The organism is Sphingobium abikonense NBRC 16140 (assembly GCF_001598335.1).
GTDB classification, from domain to species: domain Bacteria; phylum Pseudomonadota; class Alphaproteobacteria; order Sphingomonadales; family Sphingomonadaceae; genus Sphingobium; species Sphingobium abikonense.
Window position 1 is genome coordinate 287,381 of record NZ_BCYT01000001.1, and the last position, 21,331, is coordinate 308,711.

Annotated in this window: 21 protein-coding genes; 5 read left to right on the forward strand and 16 right to left on the reverse strand. The window is 62.3% G+C overall.

From position 1 onward, the window contains the following. Positions 1-140: 140 nt before the first annotated feature. Positions 141-1,049, forward strand: coding sequence for a helix-turn-helix domain-containing protein (locus tag SAB01S_RS01290; RefSeq protein ID WP_062731361.1), 909 nt, complete (start codon positions 141-143; stop codon positions 1,047-1,049). Between the two features lie 99 nt (positions 1,050-1,148). On the opposite strand, the gene SAB01S_RS01295 is transcribed toward SAB01S_RS01290, so the two are convergent. Further along, entirely contained in the window at positions 1,149-2,372 is a 1,224-nt protein-coding gene (locus tag SAB01S_RS01295) for a cytochrome P450 (protein ID WP_009823697.1), read from the reverse strand. 116 nt (positions 2,373-2,488) lie between these two features. Between SAB01S_RS01295 and SAB01S_RS01300 the strand changes: the two genes are divergently transcribed. After that, on the forward strand, positions 2,489-2,854 hold the full coding sequence (locus tag SAB01S_RS01300; protein ID WP_009823698.1) for a hypothetical protein: 366 nt from the start codon (positions 2,489-2,491) through the stop codon (positions 2,852-2,854). 36 nt (positions 2,855-2,890) lie between these two features. Here the strand turns inward: SAB01S_RS01300 and SAB01S_RS01305 are convergent, their stop codons facing one another. From SAB01S_RS01305 to SAB01S_RS01315, 3 genes are all read right to left on the reverse strand, one after another. Then, positions 2,891-3,694 (reverse strand): SDR family NAD(P)-dependent oxidoreductase, encoded by an 804-nt coding sequence (locus SAB01S_RS01305; RefSeq protein WP_083951073.1) that lies wholly within the window; start codon positions 3,692-3,694, stop codon positions 2,891-2,893. Positions 3,695-3,768: 74 nt separating this feature from the next. Continuing rightward, positions 3,769-6,162, reverse strand: coding sequence for a TonB-dependent receptor (locus tag SAB01S_RS01310; protein ID WP_062731362.1), 2,394 nt, complete (start codon positions 6,160-6,162; stop codon positions 3,769-3,771). Positions 6,163-6,309: 147 nt separating this feature from the next. Further along, positions 6,310-7,197, reverse strand: coding sequence for a helix-turn-helix domain-containing protein (locus SAB01S_RS01315; protein WP_062731363.1), 888 nt, complete (start codon positions 7,195-7,197; stop codon positions 6,310-6,312). A gap of 174 nt (positions 7,198-7,371) precedes the next feature. On the opposite strand from SAB01S_RS01315, the gene SAB01S_RS01320 reads away from it, so the two are divergent. Next, entirely contained in the window at positions 7,372-8,718 is a 1,347-nt protein-coding gene (locus SAB01S_RS01320) for an MFS transporter (RefSeq protein ID WP_009823702.1), read from the forward strand. A 53-nt stretch (positions 8,719-8,771) separates the two neighbouring features. Here the strand turns inward: SAB01S_RS01320 and SAB01S_RS01325 are convergent, their stop codons facing one another. The 3 genes from SAB01S_RS01325 to SAB01S_RS01335 all read right to left on the reverse strand — a co-directional run bounded on the left by SAB01S_RS01325 (position 8,772) and on the right by SAB01S_RS01335 (position 11,469). Next, on the reverse strand, positions 8,772-9,164 hold the full coding sequence (locus tag SAB01S_RS01325; RefSeq protein WP_009823703.1) for a carboxymuconolactone decarboxylase family protein: 393 nt from the start codon (positions 9,162-9,164) through the stop codon (positions 8,772-8,774). Next, on the reverse strand, positions 9,161-10,012 hold the full coding sequence (locus tag SAB01S_RS01330) for an NAD(P)-dependent oxidoreductase (RefSeq protein ID WP_062731364.1): 852 nt from the start codon (positions 10,010-10,012) through the stop codon (positions 9,161-9,163). Before SAB01S_RS01330 ends, SAB01S_RS01325 begins: the two co-directional genes overlap by 4 nt. A gap of 128 nt (positions 10,013-10,140) precedes the next feature. Beyond that, the gene (locus tag SAB01S_RS01335; protein ID WP_009823705.1) at positions 10,141-11,469 is read right to left on the reverse strand and encodes a spinster family MFS transporter; all 1,329 of its coding nucleotides are present in this window, start codon (positions 11,467-11,469) and stop codon (positions 10,141-10,143) included. A 143-nt stretch (positions 11,470-11,612) separates the two neighbouring features. Between SAB01S_RS01335 and SAB01S_RS01340 the strand changes: the two genes are divergently transcribed. Further along, positions 11,613-11,885: a PRC-barrel domain-containing protein gene (locus tag SAB01S_RS01340; RefSeq protein ID WP_062731365.1), complete on the forward strand. Its 273-nt coding sequence runs from the start codon at positions 11,613-11,615 to the stop codon at positions 11,883-11,885. A 70-nt stretch (positions 11,886-11,955) separates the two neighbouring features. Further along, on the forward strand, positions 11,956-12,585 hold the full coding sequence (locus tag SAB01S_RS01345) for a TetR/AcrR family transcriptional regulator (protein WP_037543843.1): 630 nt from the start codon (positions 11,956-11,958) through the stop codon (positions 12,583-12,585). 27 nt (positions 12,586-12,612) lie between these two features. Here the strand turns inward: SAB01S_RS01345 and SAB01S_RS01350 are convergent, their stop codons facing one another. The 9 genes from SAB01S_RS01350 to SAB01S_RS01390 form a co-directional block, all read right to left on the reverse strand. Beyond that, positions 12,613-13,146 carry a VOC family protein gene (locus SAB01S_RS01350; RefSeq protein WP_062731366.1) on the reverse strand — a complete coding sequence of 178 codons (534 nt, stop codon included), beginning with the start codon at positions 13,144-13,146 and terminating at the stop codon, positions 12,613-12,615. Beyond that, on the reverse strand, positions 13,143-14,411 hold the full coding sequence (locus tag SAB01S_RS01355) for a hypothetical protein (RefSeq protein ID WP_062731367.1): 1,269 nt from the start codon (positions 14,409-14,411) through the stop codon (positions 13,143-13,145). Before SAB01S_RS01355 ends, SAB01S_RS01350 begins: the two co-directional genes overlap by 4 nt. Continuing rightward, a complete protein-coding gene (locus SAB01S_RS01360) occupies positions 14,408-15,184 on the reverse strand; it encodes an SDR family NAD(P)-dependent oxidoreductase (RefSeq protein ID WP_009823710.1) in 777 nt (258 codons plus the stop codon). Before SAB01S_RS01360 ends, SAB01S_RS01355 begins: the two co-directional genes overlap by 4 nt. A gap of 25 nt (positions 15,185-15,209) precedes the next feature. Then, positions 15,210-16,397: a sulfotransferase family protein gene (locus SAB01S_RS01365; RefSeq protein ID WP_062731368.1), complete on the reverse strand. Its 1,188-nt coding sequence runs from the start codon at positions 16,395-16,397 to the stop codon at positions 15,210-15,212. Positions 16,398-16,521: 124 nt separating this feature from the next. Next, positions 16,522-17,652 (reverse strand): phosphotransferase family protein, encoded by a 1,131-nt coding sequence (locus tag SAB01S_RS01370; RefSeq protein WP_062731369.1) that lies wholly within the window; start codon positions 17,650-17,652, stop codon positions 16,522-16,524. Between the two features lie 2 nt (positions 17,653-17,654). Further along, the gene (locus SAB01S_RS01375; protein ID WP_009823713.1) at positions 17,655-18,737 is read right to left on the reverse strand and encodes a TIGR03857 family LLM class F420-dependent oxidoreductase; all 1,083 of its coding nucleotides are present in this window, start codon (positions 18,735-18,737) and stop codon (positions 17,655-17,657) included. Positions 18,738-18,797: 60 nt separating this feature from the next. Next, positions 18,798-19,253: a nuclear transport factor 2 family protein gene (locus SAB01S_RS01380; protein WP_062731370.1), complete on the reverse strand. Its 456-nt coding sequence runs from the start codon at positions 19,251-19,253 to the stop codon at positions 18,798-18,800. 11 nt (positions 19,254-19,264) lie between these two features. Then, complete coding sequence (locus SAB01S_RS01385) at positions 19,265-20,578, reverse strand: DUF1214 domain-containing protein (RefSeq protein ID WP_245646380.1); 1,314 nt, start codon at positions 20,576-20,578, stop codon at positions 19,265-19,267. After that, entirely contained in the window at positions 20,565-21,329 is a 765-nt protein-coding gene (locus SAB01S_RS01390) for a tyrosine-protein phosphatase (RefSeq protein WP_062731371.1), read from the reverse strand. Before SAB01S_RS01390 ends, SAB01S_RS01385 begins: the two co-directional genes overlap by 14 nt. Between the last annotated feature and the right edge of the window lie 2 nt (positions 21,330-21,331).

A 21,331-nucleotide genomic window follows, 5' to 3' on the forward strand; every position in this document is an offset into this window, starting at 1 on the left:
CCATGAACATGATGACGGTTTCGCGATGGGATGTCCGGTTTGCGCAATATGATTGAGCATCGACCTGTTTTGGATGAGGCCCCATAACATCGCTTATAAAAAGGGTCGACAGTAGGCTTTGAAAAGGGGGAGCGGACCCAATGGCGATGGCGAGCGAACGATCCAAAATTCAGCCGACTGGCACCATTCTCCCATGCCAACCGCTCACAACCGCCTATTTCCACGTCGAGGACAGCATCATTGCCAACGGCATTCGGGCCGACATCCGACATTTTGCCTGGGATCGCAGTTGTGACGCCATATTCGAGCCGAACAGTCACTATCTCGACTATTCGCTTGGCCCACGCGCGCGCGGCTCACGCCTGTTCCCCGACGGCCGTCGTCATGCGCCGCCCTTTGGCGAGGTGTCCTATCTGCCCAAGGGGAGCCAATTTGCGGCGCGCTGCGAACCCAGCGAATATCGCATTTTCTGTTTGACGTTTGAAAGCCACGCAGCAGATCAACTCTTCGAGAATGACACGCTACCTTCCTCATTGCCCCCCTGTTTCGATGTGAAGGCACCGTGGATACTGAACGGTATGTCCCGGCTTGCACACGAGGTGCGCCATCCCGGCTTCGCTCCCGCCATCATGGTCGAGACCATTGCGTTGTCACTGGTCATCGACCTCTGTCGACACCTTCAAATTCCACACAAATCCGATGTTGAAACCGATCAACGCATGGCGGACTGGCGCCTGCGCCGTCTTCAGGAACGGATCGAGGCGGAACTGGCGGGACCATTGTCGGTCGTCGACCTTGCGATAGAATGCGGTGTCAGCTCACGGCATCTGGCGCGGATCTTCAAGAACATGGTCGGAAAGACGCTCGGCAGCTACATTGCCGATGCGCGGATTGCGCGGGCCAAACGGGAATTGATGCAGGATGGCGCTCTCATCAAGGTCATCGCGGGCAATTGCGGCTTCCAAAGCGCTGCAGCCTTCAGTGCCGCCTTCCGGAAGGCGACAGGCCTCAGCCCAGGGGCATTCCGGAAGGATATACTATACAGCTAGACCGCACCAGAGCAGGGGCCGACGCCATCGACCCCGCTCCAGATTGCCGTTTCAGGCGCTCACTCCCCATATCGGTGGGCGTGAGAGCCTTGGGAATATTCAGCCCCATTGCAGGTGGAGGTCCGGCACATGCAGGATATTGCCCACATAATATGGCACCCGGAAACCGTCTTTGATCCGGAATTCCGGTATGGCCTTGACGAATTCCTCGACCGCGATCTGCAGTTCCAGCCGTGCCAGGTGCATCCCCAGGCATTTGTGGATGCCACTGCCCAGCGACATGTGCGGCGCCTTGCGATCGAAGCGGATCGCTTGGGGATCTTCATAGAAAGCCGGGTCGCGTCCCACCACGGGGGAACTAAACGCCACATAATCGCCGGGCATTATTTTCTGCCCATGAATCTCGATGACCTTGGTTGCGATACGGAAGGCCGTAACCGGCGCGAAGGCGCGCAGGAATTCTTCGACTGCCAGGACGATCAGCGATGGATCAGCGCGCAGCTCGTTCTGTTTGTCCGGATGCGACGCCAGATAGTTGAAGATGTTGCCGAGCAGGGACGTAACCGTGTCGAGGCCACCAATGTACAGATTGAAGCAATGGCCGAACACCTCGTCATCATTCCACAAACGGCCATCGACCTCGAAGGTCAGCACCTTGCTGATATAGTCGTCGCGCGGCTGCTGGCGACGTGCCTCAATCTCTTCCAGCAGATAATCCTTCACGCAGCGTACGGCGTTACCGCGCACTTGCCAGTCGTTGGAATGGAGCATTTCCTTTTCCCATTTAAGGAATTGCGTCATTCTTTCCTGCGGAAGGCCCAGCAGATCGAGGACGATGAAGATCGGGAATTTTTCCGAAAACTCATCGATGAAATCGCATTGTCCGCGATCCTTGAAGGCATCGATCAAGGCCTGCGCTCGCTCGCGCACCTGTTCCTTCATCGCGAACATCTTCTGGGGTGCGAAATGACTGTTCAGCGCCTTGCGATAGCCGGTGTGGATTGGCGGGTCGGCCTCGGTTGGAATGACCAGCCAGTTCTCGCCGATATTCTGCGCCCATTTGCCCATGCCATTCTTGGTGAAATTGTCGGCATCGCGCAGCATCGCCTGTACATCCTCGGCATTTTTGAGCAGCCAGCCAGGTTGATCGCCCGGGAAGATGTTGGTGACATAGGTGATCGGCGGCAGCTCCGCATGCATCGCGGGGATCAGCACTTCCTGTGGGTTGTCATAGATCACCGTCCGCGAAAAGAGCGGCAGCGCCATCGCCAGTTCGGGCGGCACGTGATCCGGCAGGGGCTGTTGTGCGACTTGGGTCATCATAGTCTCCGAAGCAAAAAGAGATAAATTCCACCCCTGCCAAAGACAGGTGCGATCGTTGGCGTCCGTCTGTGACTGGTGAGCATGCGGACGATCCGCAATGACAGGAGGCGATGCACATGAGTGAGGCAGACGTGCTGGATCTGGAACAGGCGATCCGGGACAATTACCGGCTGTGGAACGAAGGGAAGCGCGACGAACTCGATCGCCTTTTCCGGGCGTTGGGGCCAGAGGGGTTTACGATCGAATATGTCGGATCGCCCGCCGTGGACGGCGACGCCGCGATGGCCGACATGTGGGCGGAATATGGCGGAAAATGCACGACGGAACCGCTCGAAGTGATCGTCAACGGCGCCGAGGGCGCCGCTTATGTTGCCAACCGCCTGCAAACCAAAGATGGCATTGTCACTCTGCCCAGCCTCGAAACCTACAAGGTCGCCGATGGCCGGCTGACGATCCGCTATTTTCATCGAACCGGTCATTAACCTTGCATGTTCCGACGTGCAGGCGCTGGACACGGCTCAGTCCTTCGCCTGCATGAAGGCCAGCAGGTCGGCATAATGGGGTTGGTGGACGAGGCCGCCGCCCGAAATCGAGATATTCTCGCCCGTGATGTAGCGCGCTTCGTCCGAAGCCAGGAACGCGACCAGCGCCGCGATATCATCCGGCGTTCCGAATTCCGGCGTCAATATGTGCCGATGGATGATTTCCTTCAGCCCCGGCACGGTCTTTTCAAGGGCTTCGGTCAGCACGACACCCGGCGCGATACTATTGCAGCGGATATTCTCCCGCCCATGCTGGGTCGCCACATATTTGGTGAGCCCGATGATCGCCGCCTTGGACGAACCATAGGCGATGCGCGCCAGATCCCCTGCACTGCCCGAATTGGATGCGGTGTTGATGATCGAACCGCCGCCGCCCGCGACCATATGCGGGATGGCATATTTGCATCCGAGCAGATAGCCGGTGAGATTGACGTCGAGAATTTCGCGCCAGATGCCGATCGGGATATCGACGGCTGTGGTATCCTGCGGGCTTTTGTCCGGATCGGTCATTGCCGCGTTGTTGTGCAATATGTCCAGCCTGCCGAAATGGTCTACGGTGCGATCGACCATCGCCTTTACCGATTGCGGATCGGCAGCATCGAACTGTACCGGCAGTGCGTTGTCGCCCAGCGGTTCCGCCGCGCAAACGGCGGCAGCCTCGAACAGGTCGGCGATCACGACGCGCGCGCCCTCCGCGACCAGACGTCGGGCGACCGCGGTACCGATACCGCCGCCGCCGCCCGTGACGATCCCTACCCTGTCTACCAACCTCGTCATCATGCGCCCGTCCCCGGTGATGGCTGGCGAGAGAAAGCTGCATCGATTGCAGATTGTCCCGCCAGCCACTTATCCGATCAGAATTTAAACGTTGTTTCAACGCCATAGGTAGCCGGCTGGCCAACATAGGCGGCTGCAATTCCCAATGTCCGATAGAGATCGGGGAAGCGGCGCAGCAGATATTTCTTGTTTGTGATGTTGCGGCCATAGACCGCCACTTCGACATTGGGATTTTCAAGCTGGAACGCGATACGCCCGTTGAAAATGCCATAGCCAGGTACGAAGCCGAGGCGGTTTTCCGTCTCGTAGGCCGCCTTTGTCGCCGCCGACGCCTGATCCGCCGCCCGGACCGCATCGAAATGCTGACCCCCGACATAGGAATAGGCGCCAGTGACGGCGAGCGTGCCGCCGCCGACAGGAATCTTCTGCGTGGCGCTGACGTTAAGCTGCTTCTTGGGCAATTGCAGCAGCGGCAAGCCGCTCAGATCGACGACGCAGCCGTTGGCGACCCCGGCGCTGTTGGTGCAGCCGCTGCCGGCCACCACCTGGATTTCGCTGAAGCTGCCCTTCGCATATTTGCCATCCTGCAGCGAGCCGTTGACGCTGAGCGTCATGCCTTCCCAGGGCACGGCGGTGATTTCATTTTCTATGCCCCAGATGCGGACCTTGCCGTTGTTCTGGATATATTGGGTAACACCGATACCGGTCACGAAGCTGTTGACGATCGCCTGATTGTCATCCTTCCAGGTATGGAAGACCGCCGAGTTGAAGCGCAGGCGTCGGTCGAAGAGATCGACCTTCAGACCGGCCTCCACATCCTTCACCTTTTCAGGAGAGAAGGCAGGCAGGCCGCCTGCACGCAGGTTCCAGCCGCCGGCCTTCGCCGCGCCGCGGGTCGCAGCATAGAGGAAGATATTGTCGCTAGCCTGCCAGTCGATGCCCAGGTTCCAGGCCGGATAATTGAATTTGGCATTCTGCTCCTGATTGCAGGTGGTCGCCGTCACGGGGCTGGTTGGCGTCACGGTGCAGTTGATGCCAGTCGGCGTACCCGCCACGGCGACGTTATAGGGCAAACCATATACCTGCGCATTATGCAGCACGCTGTCGCGGGTGTCCCATGTATAACGGAAGCCGCCGACCGCACGCAGCTTCGGGGTCAGTTCATAATAGGCCTGCGCGAACAAACCGAAGGTCTTGTTGGTGACGTCGGCGTTGGAATCGCGGATGAGTCCGCCAAAAATCTGCGAGCGGCTGAATTCATAGCCGCTTTCCTTGCCGGCATAAGCGCCCGTGATGAAGCTGAGGCTGTCGGTAATATTGCCGGAAAGCTGGAATTCCTGAGAAATATAATAGGATCCAGACCCTGCAAAAGTCGCCAGCAACGGGACGGCCGTACCGTCCGTATCATTCTGGCCATAGTTCATCGAATGGCGATAGCCCGTGATCGACTTGAAGTTCAGGCCACCCAGTTCGACGTTGAGCGTACCGGAAAACCCATATACTTCGAGCGTATTGAATGGCTTCACACCGTAGAGAGCCTGCGCTTCCGGGGTCAGCGCACCGATCGTGGCCGGGGTCGATGTCCCGGTCGCGGTGTTGCCCCACCAATGATCCTTGGTCAGCAGACCGGCCGTGAGGCCCGGCTGGAAGGCGGCGGGGACGATCGCCGGATTGAAGGCCCAGAGCGCGATCTGCTGACCATGGTTGGACTGGCGGTTCCAGTCGGCCGAAAGCGTCAGGTCCCAGCCATTGCCTTCATATTTGAGCTTGCCGCGTAAGAATTTGCTGTTGTTATCGGAAAAGTCGCGATTGGTGGCGAGATTGTCGCCATAGCCGTCCCGCTCGTTGATCGCGCCGCTCAGGCGGATCGCGAGCCCCTCTGCGAGCGGTACATTGATATTGGCCTGCGCACCCAACGTGCTGTAATTGCCAAACTCCGCCTTGAAGGTGCCGCTGAGCTCGTCGTTCGGATCGTTGGTGACGATGTTGATCGCGCCACCGGTCGTGTTGCGACCAAAGAGCGTACCCTGCGGCCCGCGCAGAACCTCCAGCCGCTGAACGTCCTGAATATCGGTCATGCCCGTTGAGGGACGAGGGATATATATCCCGTCAATATAGGTGGCCACGGCCGGATCGTTGGCAAGGATCGGCTGGAGATTGCCCTGGCCACGAATGGCCACGAAGACGATGCCGTCGCCCCCCGCCGAACCGCGGCCGATGACCAGGCCCGGCGCGGTGCGCTGAAGATCGACGACATTTTCCACCTTGGCCGTCGCCAATGCTTCGGGCGTGAGCGCCGTGACAGCGATCGGGGTCGTCTGAAGACTTTCTTCAGTGCGGCGCGCAGTGACGACAATATCCTGAATGCCTTCGCTTGCACCCGATTGCGCCTGCTGCGCAAAAGCGGGCTGCGCCAGAGCGACGACGAGCGCGCCCATGCCGATCGCGCCCATGGTGACGGCCTTATCCATGTCTTCCTCCCCTAGATTTAATCATATGTCGATTTGACGTATGGAATATGTTTAGCTTGGAGCCGATTTGCGCCATAGTGGCCGAGCCCGGATTGACTGCGCGGCGATAGAATTTGGCCGCTCACCGACAGTTTCCTGCTGCCGCGGTCAGTGGACCTGCGTCGGATGGCAACGGAAATCCTTCGGCGTCTGGCCGGTCGCTGATCGGAAGGCGGCGGAGAAGGCGGACGTGCTGTTGAAGCCACATCGCCAGCTGATTTCCTTTATGCGGGAGTTGTCGCTGCGTAGCAATTCCTTTGCCAGGGCGATCCGGCTGCGCGCGACGAATTCACCCAGGCTGCAGCCCGTTCCCTCCTTGAAGACGCGTGCGACATGCCGCACGCTCATGTTGCAGTCGCGTGCGATATCGGCGACGCCGAGCGGCGCGGAGAGATTCTCCATCACATAATCAATGATGTTCTGGACCTGTCGCGTGCTGCGCGAGTGCAGGCCGCGCCGTTCGCAAGGGCCCATGTGCCGGGTGAGTTCGACCGCAAGACCCATCAGCATCGATTCGACGAGCGTCTGGCTGGCAAATCCGGGCGTCCGCAGTTCCGCAGCCAGTCCCGCAAAGAGCCGGCGCATGGAAATATTCTGGACGTCGGCGCAAGGCTCCACCTTGTTCAGCGGCTGCTCTCCGTCGAACAACTCCTCCAAAAATTCGTCTCCGAGCGCCACGCAGACGAGATGGCGCTCCTGGAGCGCAGGCTCGCCGAAATATTGGCGATGCGGCGGCATGTAGAGGATGTCCCCCGACGCGGCGCGCCGGTCCGGGCGGCCCATGCTGACCATGCTGACCATGCTGCGCCGCGGCTGACCATCGAGCGAATAGTCGAGATAGTGTTTCTCGGGACTGAAAACGCCGCTGCTGGGCTGGACCCAGTCGAAATGCCGCACGTCCACATGTGCGTCGCGAACGGTGGCCGCCGCTTCGATGTAGAAATTCTGGACGCCAAGCCTTCCTTGGCCGGTCCAATCGCTCTCCGGACGAAACATCTCTACCTCTGCCATTTTATATTTGTCTGCGAGCCAGATAGGCGCGCCACCCGCTTTTTACCTCTATCTTCGGATAGGTGGTCAAGACCCCGCCTACAGGCACATCCATGGCGCGTGCCCGATCGAGGCGCGGCATGGGAGCATGGGCGATATACTTGTCGTGCCCCCGTTTCTATGTTCAAACAGGAGGCGCTCAATGTCCATCGCACCGCTCTTGCAGCAGCGGACGCCATGAGAGCGCCATCGGACAAACCTGCCGCCGCCAGCCATTATCCCTGGTATGTACTGGGCATATTGACGCTGGCACAGACCTGCCATGGCATAGACCGCGCCATCATCGGGCTGGTGTTGGCGCCGGTCGGACATGAATTTGCGCTCTCCGACGGACAGTTGGGGATATTGGCGGGTTTCGCCTATGGCATATTCTTCGCGCTCGCCGCCCTGCCCTTCGGCGTGGCCGTGGATAGCTGGAACCGGCGCAACCTGATGACCGCGGCGCTGACATTGTGGAGCGGCGCGACCGCCTTGTGCAGCCTCGCGACAGGATTCTGGACGTTGCTCATCGGCCGGGCCGCGGTAGGGACCGCCGAAGCGGGGGGATCGCCGACCGGCATGTCGCTGCTGAGCGATTATTTCGGCGAAGACCGGCGCGCAACCGCCATCGGCATCTGGTATCTGAGTTCGGGAATCGGGCTCGCCATCGCCTTCATCGTGGGCGGCGCAATCGTGCAGAGCGCCGGATGGCGCTGGGCGTTTGTGGCCGCCGGCGTGCCGGGACTGGTGCTGGCGCCGCTGCTGCTGCTCACGGTCAGGGAACCCGTGCGCGGGGCACATGACGGGCCGGCCCCGCAGCAGGAGGAAACGCTGAGGCTGGTGCAACGCATCCGCTTGCTCGCGGCGCGGCCGGGACTGCTGTACTGCATCTTTGCCATCGTCCTGATCGCGGCCGGCATCTACGGCATGAGCACATGGCTCACCACTTTCCTGATCCGGGTCCATGGCATGCCCATTGCGAAGGCGGGCATCCTCATCGCCATTGCCTATGGCGGTCTCGGTTCGCTGGGCGGATTCCTCGCGGGCTGGGTGATCGACCGCGTCAATCGGCGGCGGGGTGGCTTCGATCCGGCAAGGACATCCCTGTTCGGCGCGGTGATACCCTTGCTGACGGCCGTGACCGGGGTCGGTACGGTCCTGTTCCACGACGTCGATCTAATGCTGGCGCTGCTGATGGCCTGCGGCTTCCTCAGCGCGTCCTATAATGGTCCGATCTACGCCGTCATCGTGACAATCGCCGGACCGCGCCTGCGGGGCCTTGCGGTATCGCTGGTGCAGTTGGGCGCGAACCTGATCGGCGTGGGCGCGGGCACCTATCTGATCGGCGCGGTCAGCGACTTTGTCGGGGGAACGGCCGGTGTCGCCTGGGGAATCGGCACCGCCATGCTGTTCACATTCGCCGGGGGCATAATGCTGCTGCTGGCGTCGCGCGCGATCCGCCGCGCCAAGGCTAGCGGCGACGCATAAGAAAAGGGCGGCCTGATCTTTCAACCAGGCCGCCCTTCATCCTGCACGTCCCATCACTTCGCGGCGTTGCGTTCCTTGCGCCGTGCCTTGGCGGCTTCGATCCCCCGGAATACGGTGGTCGTATTGCCCGCCCCGGCATAGAAGAGCACGAAGAGCGGCAGGAAATCCAGCTCCTCATCGGTGAATTCTTCGTTGATGAGGGCGCCGTTCATCTGGATCTCGACCAGATCGGCGCGGCCCAGCATGGCCGTGGCGCCCAGCACCAGCAAGCGCTTCTCTCGCATCGAGAAAATGTCGCTCGCCCACAGATTGGCGAACTGATTACCGACGATTTCCTGGTTGAAGGACGATTCCCGATACGGGAGCGTCATTTCCGACGATCCCGGTCCGTAGACCTTGTCGAAGACTTCCAGCCCCTTCTGCCACTGCGCTTCGTCGATGCTCATGCCTTTTCTCCCATTACATTTTCCAAGCCCACGACCGTCTGATCGGTTCGGCGCGTCAATTCGACCAAGGGCAGCGCGATGCCGTAGCTGCGCGCCAGATCGATGGCGGCATCCAGATCCTTGACCATCAGGCTGCGGGTATATTCGCGCACTGCCGCTTCCTGCTCGCTGGACGACGGATCGTCGCGCACCGCCAACATCAACGGTCCGCCGACGCTGTCCGAACTGGCGTCGATCACTTCCGCGAGCTGGCGGATATCCACACCGGCATTGCGACACAGGACGGACGCTTCATAACCGGCGCGAAGGCAGCCGAAGACGATGACGTTGCGGGCGATCTTCGCGGCCATGCCCGCGCCGGGGCCACCCATATGCGCCACCAGCTTGGCAAAGCCGTCCAGCACCGGACGCACCTTTGCGATTGTTTCATCCGTACCGCCGACGAGGCAAACGAGGCCATGCTCGCGGGATTTAGGGCCGCCCGTCACGCCGCAATCGACCAGTTCCACGCCTGCCGCGTCGGTCAGGGCGCGAATGGCGTCCAGATCCTCGATCGAGACGGTCGCGACCAGCACCACGATCATGCCCGGTCGCGCGCGCGACAGCACGCCGTCGGGGCCTGACAGCACATCAATCGTCTGCTTTGCGTTGACGACGGCGATGATTACGACATCGGACTGCGCGGCCAGTTCCGCTGGACTGGCGACGACGGACGGCACGCCTTCCAGCATGTCGGCAGCGTCCGCGCGAATGTCGTAAACCGCAGCCAACTGCTGCGTCCGCGCAAGGCATATGGCGACGCCCGCGCCGATCTGCCCCAAGCCGATAACGCCTGCTCTTTCTTCCATCCTCACGATCCTTTCCGCCGCTTGGTTCGCGGTCCTGTCATATCCAGACCGCAAGGGTGGCATAGCCGGGGATGCGCCGTCATCCCGTCAACTGCTGCGTGGCCGAACCTCGACAGATTCACCGTCTTTCACGACGCATTTGTTTCCAGCGGCAGATTTTTTGCGGCCAGGCAATAATGGAGAACCGCGATCAGGAGCACGGATGCCGACAATTGCATACTCAGTTGCAGGCCGCTTGCCGATGCCGAGAGACAGGCGGGTGGCAGCGATGCCTTGCCCGAAACGAGGCAGTCGGCGGCATAATTGCCCTTATAGAGAAAGACAGCGAGGCGATCGCTGAGATAGCCCAACACCACCGATCCCAACCCCAGCCCGGCGACGGTCTGGCCGAAGGCATGAAGCGCCGCAGCCGACGCCCGCATGCGCGGTTCGACCAGCGATTGGGTGATGGTCATGATCGCAGGCGTGAAGGCGTAAAGCAGGGTGGTGGCGACAAAGAGAAAGGCGACCAGCAACCGCCAGTCCGATTGATGGATCGCCAGCAGATAGAAGGGCAGGGCCAGCCCCACCGCGATGGCAGGCGCCCACCCGCCCCAGCGTATGTCCCGCTGGATAAGCCGTCCGATCAGATAGCCGCCACTGACCTGTCCGACCATCGTCGCCAAACTGAACGACAGCGCGAACACGAGGCCCGCATGCGCCAGCGGGAGATCGAACCGGCGAACCAGCAAGGGGATTAGGAACAGATTGGTGCCGAACCCCACCAGCCCGACGAAGCCGCTGCCAAAGGTCAGGTGCAGGAAGGCAGGCGAACGGGCGAGCCGCCGAAGCACCATGGCGAAGGGGGGCGTATCCGCACTCTGCCCGGCATCCTTCCGTTCAGGTTCGGGAATGGTCGCAACCAGTAGCAGCGCCAGCAGCAGGCCGGGCGCACCAACCGCCACGAGCGCAAGACGCCAGCCGAACGCCTGCGCCACTGCGCCGCCCGCGATCGCGGCGACGGCGCCGCCCAGTGGTACGCCTATCGCGATCAGCGAAAAGACGACCGCGCGGCGCCCGGCATCGAACCGGTCGGAAATCATGGAAACGAGCGCTGGCGTGAAGCCCGCTTCGCCTATGCCGACGCCCATGCGGCAGAGCAGCAGCTGGACATAGCTCCCCGCCGCGCCGGACAACGCGGTCATCAGCGACCAGAGCATGGTCACCACGGCAATGATCCGAACCCGGCTGTAGCGTTCGGCCAGCCGCGCCAGCGGGATGCCGAGCACGGCATAGAAGATGGAGAAGGCCAGCCCACCCAGCATGCCAAGCTGAAGATCGCTCAGGCGCAGGTCGTGGCGAATCGATTCGCCGACCACGGCGATGATCGTGCGATCGATGAAATTGAACATGTAGATCGCGCCCAGCAGCAGCAGGAACCATCTGTCGTGCGGCCGAAACCCGCCTGCGTCCTTCATTCTCTCTCCCTCGCATCTGGCGGCTTTCATTCCATATGTGGGACAGATAGAACAGATTCTTTTCGATATGTATCGGTTTTCTCTTGAAACCATAGTGGTACTGCGCCAACAGATCGCCATCTTCGATAAGGGAGTTTCAGCATATGAAGACGATCATCATTGCGCTGGCCGGCCTGGGCCTGACCGCCCCTGCATTTGCCCAAGCGCCTGCGGTGAATCGCAACGAAGCGATCTACTCCGCCGACGGCACCAAAATCGGCAAGGTGGATCGCGTGCTGACGGCTGCCGACGGCGCCGTATCCGCCGTTCGCGTCATCTATCGTGGCAAGTTCATCTCGATCCCCGCCACCACATTGACCGCAGGCGAGAAGGGCGTGACGACCAGCCTGTCGAATGCCGAGCTGAAGAAGCTGTGACTCCTTTCCCTGCGGTCTTGACGGGCCGCGGGGCATGGACCCAAGACGCGCCTCCGCTTAAAGCGGAGGCATGAGCGCAAACCAGCAACAGCCTGCACGGACTTCACGGCGGGGTCGGCCACCACGATCCGAAGGCCCCGCGCTTGACCGCGCGCGGCTGATCGCAACGCTGCTGGATATGGCGCGGTCCGACGGGATCGAGGCGCTCAACATCCGACCTGTCGCGCAGCGGCTGGGTGTGTCCCCGCGCCTGCTCTACCATCATGTCCGCGACAAGGAGGCGATGCTCGCCCTGCTGACAGACGAGATATTGCGCGGCCGGATGCCTGACCTGTCGGCGCCCGACTGGGAAAGCCGCCTGCGCAGCATCGCCCGTGCGGTGCACATGGCCTATCGGGATTTTCCGGGCTCCGCCGCCTTCATCCTGTCACGCAGCGCGAACCGGCTGGAGCAGCCCAATGCGCTGACGATCCGCCGCGCCATATTCGAGGCGCTGGCCGAGGCCGGGCTGACGCAACAGCAAAGCGACGAGATGCTGGTGATCTTCTCCGTCATCGTGCTGGGGAACGTCGTCGTGTCGGAAAGCCTGGATGACAATGACGACCGGCTGGCGATGCAGCGCAATGTCGTGGAAGCCGCCCTCACCCGCGCGACCGACATGCTGCTCACCGCGATCCGTACCGTCGCGGGAGCAGCCTGAGCTCCAGCCCCAGATTCAGCCCCAGATTCAGCCGAGGTCGGCGATGGACCGGACGGGGCGATCGATCCCGTCCCACGCGCAATGAGCGGCGTGCATCCGGTCGAGCGATGCCTCCATTGCGGTAGAAATCTCCATCAGTTCGACATAGCCGCCATTGCCTTCGCGGGTATCGAACAACGCGAAACGCTCGCCCGACGGCATCCGGCCGCTGAAGGCCATGGCATAGCCCTCGCCGGACAGCCGCGCCACGCCGTCGTCATAGGGAATGCGCAGCATGACATGATGATAGCCCTCACCATAACGGTCGAGCATTTCGGTGAAGACCGAAGGTCCGTCATTGGTCTGCTGGAGCAGTTCGATCAGCAATCCGCCGGAAAAGCCGAACGCGACCTTCATCGCCACCTGCGTTGGCGCGCCGCGATAGATCTGGCCCGGCAGCACGGGCACGTCGAACACGAAAAACGGCCCCGCGCCCATGACCCGCGTCCAGTGATCCAAGGCAAGCTCCATGTCGCGCACCACCTGGCACAATTCCAGTATAGAGCCCTTGGGCTGCATCATGCATCTCCCCAGCTCGCGCCATGGGTTCGCAGGCCATGCTGGCGCGCGCGGTCCCGCAACTGCTGTCCCCGCGCGGCGATGTCGACCCGGGGCACCCTTGCGTCCAAGTCGCGATCAATGGCCACAAGATCGATGACGCGCACGTCGCGGATGAAGCGGGCGGGATCGGCGCCGTCGGGTACGCCCTGCCAGCGCAGAAGCACCCAACCTTCTTCAAGGCCTGCCGTATCGATCCAGTTGGCGATGCCTGGATCGACGCCCGCCACCACATAGCTGATCATGCCATCGGTCGCTGGCGTGACCTGAGCGCTGTTGAGGCTGACCAGGCGCAGCATCGGATCGGGGGAGATGGTCCACGGATCGGCAATCTGGATGCCGGTATAATAGCTGCCCGCCGGATCGATCGTCACCAGCAACCCCTGCCCTTCCCCAAGGGCGAAACGCCCGCCAGCCAGATAGCCCCAGCCCCCGTCGCGGCCATTGGGTCCGATCAGCCGGTTGGGTTCGGGATGACCGAGAAAATCATTCTTGAACCCCGACCAGAAGGCGACCCAGGCTGGCAGGTCGGCGACGACGGTCCGGGCGATCTCCTCCTCGTCGCGCGGACGCATGTCGGCTGGCGGATCGAGGCGACGGACGCTGACCTGCGCCGGCACCTGCCGCCAGTCGCGCTGACTGTCGCGAGTATAGACCTGGATTCGTGCGCCCGGCTCGGTCCGTAAATGAGTCGCGCCGCCCTCCTGCGGGCCGACCGTCACAGTCACCTGCCCGTCGGCATCGCAGAAGGGCTTGAGTTGCTGGAGCGTCAGCGCGCCCAGATTGCGTCCCAGTCCCGCATGATGCGCCGGTTCGACCTCGGCCACGATGCTGAACTGCGGTGGATCGGCGGAAAAGCGGATGTCGACGGCATAGCGCCCGTCGCCGTCGATTGGAATCTCGCGGTTGAAATTGTCGGGATTGTCGATCGCCACCGCCGCGCCCGGATAGATATGGCCGAACCAGCGCCGCGGGGCATTGCTGATATTCCACACGACCCTGGGATCGGCGGGATCGCCATTGGCTTCGCGCATGGCCAGTCCCAGCACCCACTGATCAAGCGCCCGATCCAGCCCCAACCGTCCGTCGAGCGCGCCTGCGAGCGGGTCCGCGAGCAGCATGAGGCGCGCTTCTTCGCGCGCGGCACGGATGTCAGGCCGTTCGATGAGGCGCAGCGCCAGCTTTTCCGCCGCTGCCTGATCGTCGGTCCAGAGAGGGTTCGCGGTCATGAAATGGTCCCCACCCGGCCGCCTTCGGTGAAGATGGTGCTGCCGGTCGTGTAGCTGGAACCATCCCCCGCCAGCAAGATCGCTGCGCCGACCGCCTCGTCCGCCGCGCCGAAACGCTTGATCGCGTTGCGCTCGGCAAGGCCCAGCCCTTTGTGGATCGCGGCCTCTTGCCCGTCCGGGCTCATCGATCCGACGCACAGGCAATTGATCCTGGTGTGCGGCGCCTGCGTCTTAGCCAACTCGCGCACCAGGAAAAGCAGCGCCGCCTTCGACACGCCATAGGCGACGGCGGGCGGGATCGGCGTGAAGCCGCCGCAGCTCTGGACCGAAATGATGCTGCCCTTGCCATGCGCCTTCATATCGGCCTCCGTCAGTTCGGTCAGACGCCAGGTCGCCATGACGTTGACGTCCATCGCTGTCTTCCAGACTTCATCCGTGTTCGCCCAGAGCCCGCCATCTGCGGCATAGACGACGCCCGCCGCCGCATTGTTGAACACGATATGGATGGGACCGAAGGCGGCGCGCGCGCCCGCCACCAGCCGTTCAAGATCGCCCTTCTCGCCCGCGTCGGCGGCGATGGCGATCGCCCGGCCGCCGTCGCGAGCGTTGATCTCTGCCGCAATCCGGTCGAGCCGGTCCTGCGAGCGGGCCGAGAGAACCACGTTGGCGCCCAATTCGGCATAGGCCTTGGCGACATGTTCGCCGACGCCCGGCCCGACCCCGGTCAGGATGGCCGTGCGCCCGTCGAGGCGGAAACGGTCGAGAACACTCATGCTGGATACTCCAGAAGATAGGGGGTCAGGCGCGGTCGAACAGATGGCCGTAGCGCGCATAATAGTCGGCGAGCCGTCCATGCACCTCGCCCGGATCGATGCCGAACTGGTCGGGGCTGTGCCTGTGCTTACCGAGGCGGCTGGCGGCAGGATTGTTCGTCAGGAACTCCACGATGCGGTCACGATGGGGGTCGGTGAATGGCAGGCCGAACCGGTCGTAGATGCGCTCAATGGTCGCCATCGGGTCAGCGACGATATCGCGGTGGGCGAGGTCCAGGATGCGGCCCTCGATCGCTGCATCGTTGGCACGGGCCTGCGTCGCTCGCGCCAACCCCGCGCACCAGGTATCGACGACCGAGCGGCCGATCGCCTGAAGATCATTGGCGCCGCCGACCGCGGCCAAGAAGCCGGCGATCATGCTCGACAGCGAAGAAAGGGTCAGCACCGGATCGCGATGCGTCCACACCAGCATCGCGCCCGGATAGGTTTCCACCAGGCCCGGCAGGTCCATGAGATGCTGCGGCGATTTCAGCGTCCAACGGCCCCTTGGCCCTTTCCACTGGAAGTGCTGGAGAATCCGCTTGTGGGTGCGATATTGCCCTTCTGGCACGACGTCCTGCAGCCATCGGGCAAAGGCGGGCACGCCCAGTTCGGCCGGGAAATTGGTGCTGGCGAAATGCAGCATCATGCCATGGTTGCACTCGCCCGGCTGGGTGCAATCCATCCGCTGGATGTCGGCCAGTTGCGGCGCGTGCTTCAGCCAGTTTTCATAGATGGCCTGCACCTGCGCTATGCGCGGATCGCTGTCGAAACTGGATATTTCCGGCGCCGGCCAGGGGATATACCATTCCCATTCGCGCGGCGCCCGGGCCGCCGGATCGAGGCAAAGCAGGTCGTATGTGATCGTCGTCCCGGTGCGCGGCAGGCCGCAGACGATCAGCGGGTCGCCCACATCCTGCGCCACGATGTCAGGATGCAGCCGTTCGTCTTCGGCGAAGCGCAGTCGGGTCGCGAGCAGGCCGACGATTTTGTGATGCGCGGTCTCGCGTAACTGGGCGGACGGGTCCATCGCCTCGACTGCATCGACCAGCCGACGAAAGCCGGTCATGAAGGACAGGTCCGATCCAAAGTCCGACAGTCCGGTCACGGCGCGCGCTTCCGCGATCAGTGCATCGGCGGAAAGCGGCGCGCGCTCTGCGACAGCGCTTTTCATGAATGCCCTTCGACCGGCCGCTGCCGCATGACTCACCTCTCCATTTTATTATTCCACACTGTATATTTATTGATTGGGGCATCGGTCAAGCGGGCAATTCGCTTTTACACGCAGCGGCCCGTTTTCAGGCCGCCTTGTCTTCCACCGGCGTTAGATTCTTCATGAAGGCTACGAAATCCGGTCCGAGTTCGGGGATAGGCAGCCCCAGCTTTTCAGCCAGATACAGGGTCATGAAATTGTCGTTAAGCGATTTGTTGGTCGCGGGGATATTGCCGATGCCGACCTGCCGGTCGAAGGCGCCCACGGCGACCAGCGCCATACGGAGCGCCGCAACGATGTCATAGTAATCGAGATGCCCGGCCTTCTGGCCGCTTGCCGCTTCCCAGATGGCGATCGTCTCGTCCCTGGTCGGCAGGCCTTCCAGCCGAGTGATGCCGAAGCGACGGCCGAACAGATCGTCGAAATAGAGCCACCAGGCGAGGTCAAGCTCGGCCGGTCCCAGCGCCGCGAGTTCCCAGTCGATCAGCGCGTTGACCTGACCATCGGCGGAAAACATCACGTTCGATGGCGTGGGATCGCCCCACAGCACATTCACCCCCGCAACGGCCGGCATGTTGGCGCGCACATAGGCCATGGCTGCATCCACGATGGGCATGGCGCGGCCTCGGCCGGCCGCCTTGTGCCACGCTTCGAGCGCGCCGACATATTGATCAAGCCCTGGCTGCCCATTTTCAGGCTGGGCGAGAAATTCAAAGCCATCGCGCCAGTCGATCTTCGCCAGGCTGGCAAAGGCGTTGATGGCGTTCGTGAAGCTTTGCCGTCGCTGCGCCGGGCTCATCTCGACCAGCCAGCCCTCCAAATTATAGTTGGGCTTCTGCTTGGCGCATTCCCCTTCCACCTTGCCCATAACGAGGAAAGGCAGGCCGAGAATATCGGGGTCGAGATGCATGCCGATCCAGGGCGGGACGGGCAGGTCGCCCCGCGCATCGAGCGCCGCCATCATCTTGCCCTGTAGCGCCAGGCTGCTGCCGAACACCACTTCCAGGTCCATCGGTTGACGGCGAACCACGAGCGTCTGGCTCTGGGGACCGGCCGGATCGACATAGTCGACGTCGACGAAAAAGATGTCCGCCGAAAAGCCTGCGCCCAGCGTCACATCGAGCGGGCGAACGCGAATGTCGTGCCATTCGGGCTTTTCGCCCGCCAGCCAGTCTTGTAACTGGACGGTGAGACGATCGGGGGTCAGCAATTCCATGATTACAGCCCCTTCCCCGCCAGCGCGCGCTTCAGTTCTGTGGTGAGCGGCCCCATATCCTTGGGCGACGAGCCGTGCAGCAGGATTTCATCGGCGCCCGCGTCCAGAAAGGCCATTAGCTGGTCGGCGCACTGGGCTGCGGTCCCCACGGCAGCGCCTTCATCCAGCCATTGCTGCGGAATGAGACGACTGACATCGACCAGTTCCTGCCGTGTATAGGCCTGATCCGCCGGCTTGCCGTTGAGGCCGGCGATTTTGGGATGGGCGCGGATATCCTCCAGCACCTTCGTGTCCCATCCATTGATGTCGACGATCAGGTCGCCAAAGCCGGGCAGTTCGAAATAAGTGATGGCGCGGCCGCCGACGACGGCCTCCTCCTCCTCCTTGGGCAGGTCCGGGGCGACGATGATATTGTGATAGATGCGCACGGACATGGGATCACGGCCGGCCTTTTCGGCCGCGTCGCGGACAATCTTCGCGCTGTTCTTCACCCCCTGCGCCGACACGAAGGGATGCAGCAGCACGCCGTCGCAATGTTCGCCGGCAAATTCCAGGCTCTTGGGACCGATCGCGGTAAAGATGATCGGCGGCGGCGTGCCGCCATGACGATCGGTGAGGCTGATGGCGGGGAATTTGCCCAGCACGCCCTCATAATTGATCTTCTCGCCCGCCCAGAGACGCCGACAGATCGAGATCAGATCGGCCAGCCGTTCCATGGTGATCGGCGGCGAACCGAGCATTTTCATATAGGCCGGCACGGCCCGCGCGAACATCAGGCGGAACCGATCCCCGCTCATCGCCTGCATCATGTCGGCAACGCTGGCGGTGACGAGCGGATGGCGCATCGTCGCATACATGGTGCCGGTGATGCGAATCTTCGACGTGGCCTCGGCCACCGCGCCCGCCAGCACCGCCGGCTCCTTGAGCGCATAGCGTTCGGAAATCCACACGCAACCAAGGCCGATGCGCTCCGCTTCCTTCGCTTCGTCGATGCCGCGACGCGGATCGTTCACGCGGCCGGGCAGGATATAGGTGCCGAACTTATCGAAAAGTGCCCGTGCGCCCGGTTCCACCGCTTCCGTCATTCCCTTGTCCTCTCAAATATATGCCACTGCATTGCCGTTGGGAGGAGCATTGGCAACCTGTCAAACGGCAGGTCCGGGATGCACCTCGACATAGAGGCGGGCGAGCTTGAGCGCCGCGATTTTCCACTGTCCGTCCCGACGCACATAGCGTTCGGTATAATGGCCGAAACCGGTGATCGACTGGCCGCCGGGGATAGGGCATTTGCCCGGCGCCCAGACCACCCGGTCCTGCATCGCCGTGATCATGTCCGCCTCATCGCCGCGCAGGTCGATCTCCGACGAGTGGATCTGATGCGCCGACCGCGCATCGATGACCGCAGAGCGCACCTGCTCCAATATGGCGGCATGTCCGCTCATCGGCGGGTTGCCGGTATCCTCCTCGACATCCAGCACCGCATCGGGCGTGAACAGGGAGAGAAAGCCGTCCCAGTCCTTCGTGTCGAGAAAGCGGCAATAGCGCGCCTTCACGTTGCGGATCGCCTCATAGTCGAGCAGCCTGGCCAGATCGTCGCTCATTTAATCCTCCATCACCAGATGATACGCGTGTGCGCGCGGAGCGTACGTTCGCGGATCGCTTGCGCGCGCGCATCCGGTGTCACCAGCACGGTGTCAGCGGGTAGATGGCTGCGCACGTCGGCCAGCTTGACCTTCTTCGTCGTCGGCGTGGGCCGCTCGTCGGTGTTGAACCAGCGCCCCTGCACCGCGCCGCTGGCATAGCCCGACGTGTCGAGCCAGTTGTGGACGCCCGGGTCGCGCGCGGAAATGACGGCGCGGAAATAGCCGTCGCCGTCGAGCACGGCCTGCGCCGCGTTGAGACTGGACTGGTTATGATACCAGTCGGTCGTCTCATAAAGTTCGTTGGTCAGGATCAGTGACCAGTAGTCGACTTCCTTCGGGATCTGCACCTCGGTAATCAACGCCTCGTCATCAGCCAGCTCGTAGGCGCCCTCATAATAGGACTGCCGGGCAAGACCGGTCATCTGCGAGAAGTCGACGACTTTCAGCGTATTGATCAGCCCTTCGTCGCGCAGCTTCTGCACCTTGTCGGGGAACGCCAGCGCGCAGACGGTCGCGGTGGCCGGAATCTCGGCGAAACGGTGCGCCAGTTGCGCCAGCGTGGGGCGCCCCTTAGCGGCGTGATCTGTGTCCAAACGTACGATGCCGAAGCGTGGCTCGCGCTCGACGCCCCAGTCGCAGGCGACGATCCGCACCATCAGCTTCTCGGTCGCGGGTTTCAGTTCCCACCAGTCGCCTTCATAGCCGGTAGGCCGGGTCGGCGAGAGGATGGCATCGAAGGTTCCGTCAGCACCGATGTGCAGGTCGTCGAAATCATTTGCGTCCTGCGCGGGATGATGCTGCCCGGTGCGCAGCGTGTCCGGGCCGAGCTGTGCCAGGATCATCATCCGCGTAGTGCCGCGATCCCCCCGGATGCGATAGGTCCCGCCCCTTTCGATCAGCGCCGCCTTGTAGATAGTGTCCGCATTGGGCTGAAAGATATTCTGACAGATGTTAAGTTCGGGCACGAAGATCGGGTGACTGCGATCATGCATGATCGCGTCATTGGTCGTGCGCAGCACGCCCGACAGCAACAGCCGCACCGATTCCTGCATGACGCGGGGATCGCTGCGCAGCCTTTCCGGGATACGATCGCGCATCAACTGGCCCAGCGGACGAAGCTGGTCGAGCAGATCTTCCCATTCGAAAATGCCGTTGTCGCTCATCTCATTCTCCACCATATTCTTCCGGTTGACGGCCGACGCCCGGGCGATCCCGCCCGGCAGCAGAAGCCCGGCGAGGACGGCTGGCACGCCCGCGCAGATTTCCCGCCTAGTCTGTGGCAAGCAATTGCCTCAGCGCAGTACGCCGCTCCGCGTCGACGCCTGCCGCCTCGAAATACCCTTCAATCCCGCCCCATCGCGTCGCGACCATGTCGAGCGCGCTCAGGAGGAAATCATCCTGTACGCCGATCAGGATGGCCACCATGTCGTCGGGCGGCACAAAGCCGAAGGTTTTTTGCAGATCGCCCTTGAGATGACCCGACACGCGCAGATTCTGGCCGAATATATCGGATTTGCGATAATCCTCCATGATCACGGGACGCGGCACTGTGAGCAGCTCCAGGAACAGGGCGACGACGACGCCGGTTCGATCCTTGCCGGCGGTGCAATGGACCAGCATCGGCGTGTCCTGCGCCAGCAGCGCATCGACCATCCGCGACAGGTGCGGCAGAAAGGCCTGCGGCATGAGGCCGTAATTATGCGACATCACCTCGACGGCGTGCGCGGCGGTCGGCTCGCGACCGAGCGACAGCCACATGTCCTCCCCCTGCGCGCGCAGGTCGGTGTTCATGTCGAGGTCGAGAATCCGGCAATCCGGGCCGCACCAGCCATGCGGCGCCGCGTCCCTTTCGATCGTCGATCGGAGGTCCGCCACCGAGCGGAAGCCCAGGTCCGATAGCTCCGCATGATGATCCTCGAAGAAACTCGCCGGCCCTTCGGAGCGGAACAGGATGCCGGACCGGACCTGCCCTCCACCCGCAGTCGGCAGACCGCCTATGTCGCGGAAATTGAGGCGGGACAGGGCGATGGTCATGC